The organism is Paenibacillus sp. P22 (assembly GCF_000469945.2).
GTDB classification, from domain to species: Bacteria; Bacillota; Bacilli; order Paenibacillales; family Paenibacillaceae; genus Paenibacillus_O; species Paenibacillus_O humicus.
Window position 1 is genome coordinate 1 of record NZ_CBRA020000189.1, and the last position, 5,778, is coordinate 5,778.

A 5,778-nucleotide genomic window follows, 5' to 3' on the forward strand; every position below is an offset into this window, starting at 1 on the left:
GCTCAATTCGATCCAAGCTTCGAGAAAGCGGCTCCCAAACAGAATGCTCAACTGAATTTTTCGGATAGCGTTTCTCGATCGTCGCCTTGGCGGTCTTGGTGAAGCGATGCTGGATGAGCTCGAAAGTCAGATCGGGAATTCCGGCAGGCAGCGTCTTGGCCAGGTTTTCCAGCAGCTCGGCATACCCTTCCTCCCAGCTGAAGGGCCTTCTGGGCATAGCGGAATTCGGAATGGCAGGTGAGCACGACCGTCTCCAGCCTCATCCCCTCTTCCTTCACCCACTCCATCAGCTCCAGGCCGCTCTGCTCCGGCATCTCGATATCGCAGATCATGATGTCGATGTCATGCTTCCGCAGCATCTCCTTGGCCATGTCGGCATGGTAGGCCTCATAGACCTCGTCGATCCCGGCCTCCTGCCAGGATACGCCGGCCATCAATCCTTTGACGGCATAGATTTCATCGTCCACAATCAGCGCCTTCATGCTGCGTCTCCTCCTTGGGTCATCCTGCCTGGCGATTGTCCGCGGCCTGCTCTTCCGGAAGGCCGAGGGTGACGAGCGCTCCCCGCTCCGCTCCGTTCTCGAATTTCAGCGACACTGCGGCTCCATAAAACAGCCGGCAGCGGCGAGCGACATTCCATAAGCCCACATGGCGCTCCCCCGGCTCCTGCTCCTCCACGCGCGCTGCGAGCCTCTCCGCCATTCCGGGAGCGAACCCTTTGCCGTTGTCGGCCACGTCGATCCGGATGCCGCCGGCAGCCGCTCCCTCTCCAGAGGCGCCGTTCCGGCTCACCGCGATCAGGATCCGGAAGGGACCTCCGCCGCTGGTGGAGAAGCCGTGGACCATCGCGTTCTCGACGATCGGCTGGATCGATAGAGGCGGCAGCAGATAATTTTCCAGCCCTGCCTCCACCTTGAAGTCGAACTCCAGCGTCTCCGGGAATCGATGCTTCTGGATCGTCAGGTAGTCGCGGATATGCTCCAGCTCCTGATGGATCGTCACGGAAGCTGCGGCCGTATTGATCGTGAACCGGAAATACCGGACCAGATGGAGCGCGATGCTCTGGATGATGTCGAAGCTGCGGATCTGGGCGAGCTGATAGACGATATTGAGCGAGTTCATGAAGAAGTGAGGCTGGATCTGCGCCTGCAGATGCTTGAGCTCGGCCTTCTGGGTACGGATCTGCTCCTCGTAGATGTCGATCTTCAGATGCTCGATCTGCGAGGCCATGCCGTTGAACGTCTCGTTGATCGTGACGAATTCCGGCAGCCGGCTGTCCGGCAGGCGGGCGCTGAGATCGCCGGAGCGGATCTTGCGCATGCCCTTGATCAGCCGGTGCATCGGCACGACGACCGCACGCTGCAGATAGTACAGGTACATGGCGAGCAGAATGGCGGCCAGCACCGGAACTGTGTAGGTCAGATAGCGGAAATACGGAAGCCCTTCGAGCAGCGACTTCTCCGGCACGAGCAGCACCAGCCTCATGCCCGCCATCCGCGAAGGCTGGGCGACGAGCAGATACGGCTGCGGAAGCTTGGCGATCGTATACGCCCCGGCGGCCGCTTCCGTATCCGCAGCCGCCCCCGGTCGCCTGCAGCTCATCGCGGAGGCCGGCCTTGAGCGTCGTCAGCGGCAGGCTGCCGGAATGGCCTCCGAGCAGCACGGCTTCCCCTTTGCCGCTCTCGCCGAGGGCATGGAGCGGCTTCATGAGCCGGTCGAGATCGACCCACGCTCCCGCTGCCGAGCCGTAGCCCGTGTCGACGATGCGCACAAGGGCATGGGAGCCGTTCAGCTCCGTCACCGTCCAGCCGCTGAACGGAGTGTCCGCCCCCGCTCCCGCCTTCAGAATTTCATGCAGCCTGGACTGGATATCCCGCTTCCGCTGGAAGCTGACCGACTGCTGCTGGGAGACGAAGAGATCGTCGTACTTGGAGCTGTAGGCGAACAGCACATCCGCCGCCTCGTAATAGTTCGAGTTGACCCCGAGATCGGCGGCCATCTGCGTTTTGGCCCGGTAGTAATCCCAGCCGCCGCGCTCGTTCTGCGACAGCGACAGCAGATCGCGGTTCTGCTCGGCCGTCTTGAACAGATAGTTTTGGATTTCCTCGAGCACCTTGTCCATGTCGTTCATGTACATCGTCAGCAGGCTCCGGTTGGACTGGGCCACCTGGGAGCGCACGACCGTCGTCGAGTACAGATTGTTCCAGAGCAGCAGGATGACGAGCGGCGCCGTGACGACCGCGAACCCGATGATGAGCCGCGTGCGCAGCGTAGCCTGAGGGAGCCGGAAGCCCTTCATCGGCCGCCCTCCTTGCCCGCCGCCGTCTTCGAGGCGAGCCACTCGTCCAGCTGGCGCTGCTTCTCCGCGATGACCCGGTCAGCTCCCGCGGCCTTCAGCTTCTCCACATACATCGGGATGACCAGATCGGGATCCAGCTCTCCCGCGATGATGGCCGGAGCGAACTCCTCGTCGACGCGGCTGCAGGCCGCGATCTCGCTCGTGACCCGGTCCGGGTTGAAGACGAAGCCGAGCGCCCGGGACGGCTCCGCTTCCTCGTTGAACCGCCTGTACTTGGTCCAGAGCTCCGGATCCTCGTTGTCCCACAGATAGGAATGGAGCTGATTGCCGAACATCCAGGGCAGGTTCAGGTTGTAGCCTACCGTCCGGGAGTCCACCCCTTCCGGATAGCCGATCCGGCCGTCCGCACGGACGACGTAATGCTTGCCCTCGATGCCCCAATCGAGCAAATTCAGCAGATAAGGATCCGTATAGAGCAGATCCAGCAGCTGCATCGCCTTGCCCGGATGGCGGGAGGTGCGGGGGATGGCGAACATCGCGCTCGTCACGTCGGCCGTCGTCGTGTACGGCTTGGTCAGCTCCACCGTCGCCATCGGCATGCCGGTGTTTCTCGAAGCCTGGATCTCGAAGCCCGGCTTGATCGACTCGGCGAAGGAAAAGGCGGCGCCTGCCTTGACCGCTTCGTATTCGCTGTCCCTCGACGTCACGGCGTCGGCGTTCAGGTAGCCGTCGAGATGCCATTGGTGCATCAGCTTGGCGTTGACCCGGTACGCTTCGGTCGCCACCATGTTCACGACCTTCGTCCCGCCGCCCTCGCGCTGGAGAGCGCCGGGTCCGTCCCCGAGCATGTCGAACAGGCCGTACTGCATGAGGAACGTGAACGGACTGCGGTCGGAGCGCACCTGCAGCGGCGTCACCGACGGCTCGCGCCGCTTGATCGTCTCCAGCACGGGACCGAGATCCGCGAGAGATTTGATGGAAGCCAGCTTGATTCCGTATTTCTCCGTGAGATCCCGGCGCATGACGATCCCCTTGCTCGCGGCGAACTCCTTGTTGGTCGGGATGGCGTACAGCTTGCCCCCGATGCGGCTGGCGTCGAGAATATCGGGGTTGACGATTCCTCTGATTCCCCCGCCGTATTGCCGCAGCAGGTCGTCCAGGGCAATGAAGCGGCCTCTGGCCACCTCGTCGCCGAACTTCATCCAGCCGGCCGTGAACATGAGATCGACCTGGCTGCCCGAGGCGTAGACCAGGCCGGTGCGGTCCCACCAGCTGCCCATGTCGACCGGACGGATTTCGACGGCGGCATTGATTTTCTCCTGCAGGTAGTTGTTGATTTCATTCTGAACCTGCGGCAGATCGTCCGGCACGACGCTCGCGGGAAACATCATGACGAGGCGGTCGGGAGCGGCGGCCGAGGCCACTCCGGACGGAGCGGTGTCGCCGCGCTTAAGCAGCGTCCACGGGCGGGAATAAAAAGTGAGCGCGGCCAGCGCGATCAAGGCGGCGGCGAGCGCAAGCGTCAGTCGTTGGCGGTTGGCTGTCATGGAAAGAACCCCTCTTGCGGCGAATAATAGAGTAAGCGATTTCAATTATACGCCCGCGCCGCCGCCCTCTCTACTCCTATTTCCATCAAATAGGCAAAAATAGTGACCATTTATAGCAATCGGATGACATGTCGGCGAACGCGGCAGGATCGTGCCTCCTGAGAGAACGGACATTCAGCCGGGATGGGGCTGTTCCCTGAGAGGGCAGCAGCTGTATAGCAGTTGCAAAGGAATTGAATTCTTTCCATAGACATGGATGCAGCTAAAAAAAAGTCCTCCTGCGCGTATGTGCGAGGAGGAAACAAAAGGTTATGGATGCAGCCCGGTTCCTGATCAGCGCCCACTCTCACATAAACGCTCTGGGAAAAGGGTGGTCGGGCTGCAACGCCGCAGGCTCGCGCCCTTGGTAGCGATAGTATACGCCAATCAGGCGGAGCTTGCCATATGAAGCTGGAGGGAAGAGAGGGAAATGTTTGCTGGGGATCGGATATCGGCTGCAATGCGCGAAAAAACGCCGCACAGGAACCTGTGCGGCGCAAATGAATGCCCTTATATCGCTCGGTGGTCAGCTGCCGATAAACCCTGCATCCGACAAGAGACGTCCCAGCAGCGCAGCCGCTTCGGCGCGGGTGACCGGCGCCAGCGGATGGAAGGCTCCATCCGGCATTCCACGCAGCATTCCTCTTGCGGCCAGGGCGGTTATGGAATCCGCCGCCCACGGACTGATCTTCGCCGCATCGGTGAAGACGGCAGCTTGAGCTTGAGAAGCCGGATCCGTGGTGTTATGCGGCTGGCCGCCTGCGGCGAAGAGGATGGCGCGGTTCAGAATGACAGCCATCTCCTGGCGGGTGACGGAAGCTCCCGGCCGGAAGCTACCGTCCAAGCCGCCCTGCATGATGCCGGCCGAACGGACGGCGGCTGCCGCGGCTGTCCAGGCGGAGCCCGGCTTGCCGTCTGTCCAGCTCTGGCCTTCGGCTTCTCCTCCCGCCAGCAGATCCAGTCCCAATGCGCGGCTGATCAGCGCTGCGAAGTCAGCTCTCGAAACGGCTTGCCCCGGAGCGTACCGCTCAGCGGAAATGCCGTTCAGGATTCCAGCCGCAGAAAGCCGTTCGATATCCGCCGACGCCCAGCTGCCCGCCGTGTCGCGGAAAGACTTGGACGGAAGCGCGGCTGTACCGAAGCTGCCTGTTCCCAGCGTACGGATACGGACGATCGTCCCGTCCGCGCCCTTCGCGAACGATGCCGGAACGGCTCGGACGGAGCCGTCCGCCGTCCGCAGCAAGCCTGCGTTCGGGGCAGGCTTGCTGCCGCCGCCCGCCGGGAATTCGAGATCGACATAGCCGATTCCGCCCGTCAGCGCCGCGGAGCGCCCGCCTTGCTCCATGCTCAGGCTCCAGGCTGCCGTTCCCGCGAAGGCATTGCCGTTCAAGGCCGATGCCCGCAATTTCATCGCGGCGAAGGCCTGCTGATCCGCTGCGCCCAGCTCGATCCGGATGACGGCTCCAGCCGTATCCGCCTGGCCCCGCATGGCGGCCAGCTTGGCGGCTGCCGATGCCGGGATCGTGATCGACGAGCTCCCGGCTTGAAGCGTAATCGTTCCAAGCGGCATGGCTTCGGCATAAGCCAGGAAGGCGTTCAGCGGCAGCTCCGCCGCCCGTCCGCCGCCCGCAACAGCGGACGATTCCAGCTGCACGGAAGGCACTTTGGCCGCAGCCGCCTTGGCCAGCGCTTCCTGATTGGAAGCAGGCGAACCCGCCCCAGGCGTCGGCGTTGCCGTGCTTGTCGGTGCCGGCGTCGGCGTTGCCRMKCAAGCCGCTGTAAGGTCCGTGGCATCTTTAAAAAGGGAAGTAGAATTGTAGATAGTATGCGTTTTAGGGATAAACAAACAAAATGTCTCAAAAACGGGGAATTTTTTTACCATTCGAAACTATC

The 5,778-nt window shown here is 62.3% G+C and carries 6 protein-coding genes and 2 pseudogenes; 3 read left to right on the top strand and 5 right to left on the bottom strand.

The window, feature by feature from the left end; all coding sequences use genetic code 11:
• From BN871_RS29370 to BN871_RS21860, 3 genes and pseudogenes are all read right to left on the bottom strand, one after another.
• Positions 1-196 (bottom strand): annotated as a pseudogene (locus tag BN871_RS29370) (spore photoproduct lyase family protein); the annotation flags it as partial.
• Between the two features lie 52 nt (positions 197-248).
• A pseudogene (locus tag BN871_RS29375) lies at positions 249-482 on the bottom strand (response regulator); the annotation flags it as partial.
• A 19-nt stretch (positions 483-501) separates the two neighbouring features.
• A complete protein-coding gene (locus BN871_RS21860) occupies positions 502-1,602 on the bottom strand; it encodes a sensor histidine kinase (RefSeq protein WP_048748812.1) in 1,101 nt (366 codons plus the stop codon).
• 14 nt (positions 1,603-1,616) lie between these two features.
• Here BN871_RS21860 and BN871_RS29775 point away from each other — a divergent pair, with 14 nt between their 5' ends.
• From BN871_RS29775 to BN871_RS27955, 3 genes are all read left to right on the top strand, one after another.
• Positions 1,617-1,751, top strand: a complete 135-nt coding sequence (locus BN871_RS29775) for a hypothetical protein (protein ID WP_269745450.1) — start codon at positions 1,617-1,619, stop codon at positions 1,749-1,751.
• Between the two features lie 3 nt (positions 1,752-1,754).
• A complete protein-coding gene (locus BN871_RS21865) occupies positions 1,755-1,940 on the top strand; it encodes a hypothetical protein (protein ID WP_048748814.1) in 186 nt (61 codons plus the stop codon).
• Positions 1,941-2,120: 180 nt separating this feature from the next.
• Positions 2,121-2,279 carry a hypothetical protein gene (locus tag BN871_RS27955; RefSeq protein ID WP_157060361.1) on the top strand — a complete coding sequence of 53 codons (159 nt, stop codon included), beginning with the start codon at positions 2,121-2,123 and terminating at the stop codon, positions 2,277-2,279.
• A gap of 16 nt (positions 2,280-2,295) precedes the next feature.
• On the opposite strand, the gene BN871_RS21870 is transcribed toward BN871_RS27955, so the two are convergent.
• Together BN871_RS21870 and BN871_RS21875 are read right to left on the bottom strand one after the other, a co-directional pair.
• Positions 2,296-3,846, bottom strand: a complete 1,551-nt coding sequence (locus BN871_RS21870; protein WP_048748816.1) for an ABC transporter substrate-binding protein — start codon at positions 3,844-3,846, stop codon at positions 2,296-2,298.
• A gap of 565 nt (positions 3,847-4,411) precedes the next feature.
• On the bottom strand, positions 4,412-5,548 hold the full coding sequence (locus tag BN871_RS21875; protein WP_048748818.1) for an S-layer homology domain-containing protein: 1,137 nt from the start codon (positions 5,546-5,548) through the stop codon (positions 4,412-4,414).
• Positions 5,549-5,778: the final 230 nt, after the last annotated feature.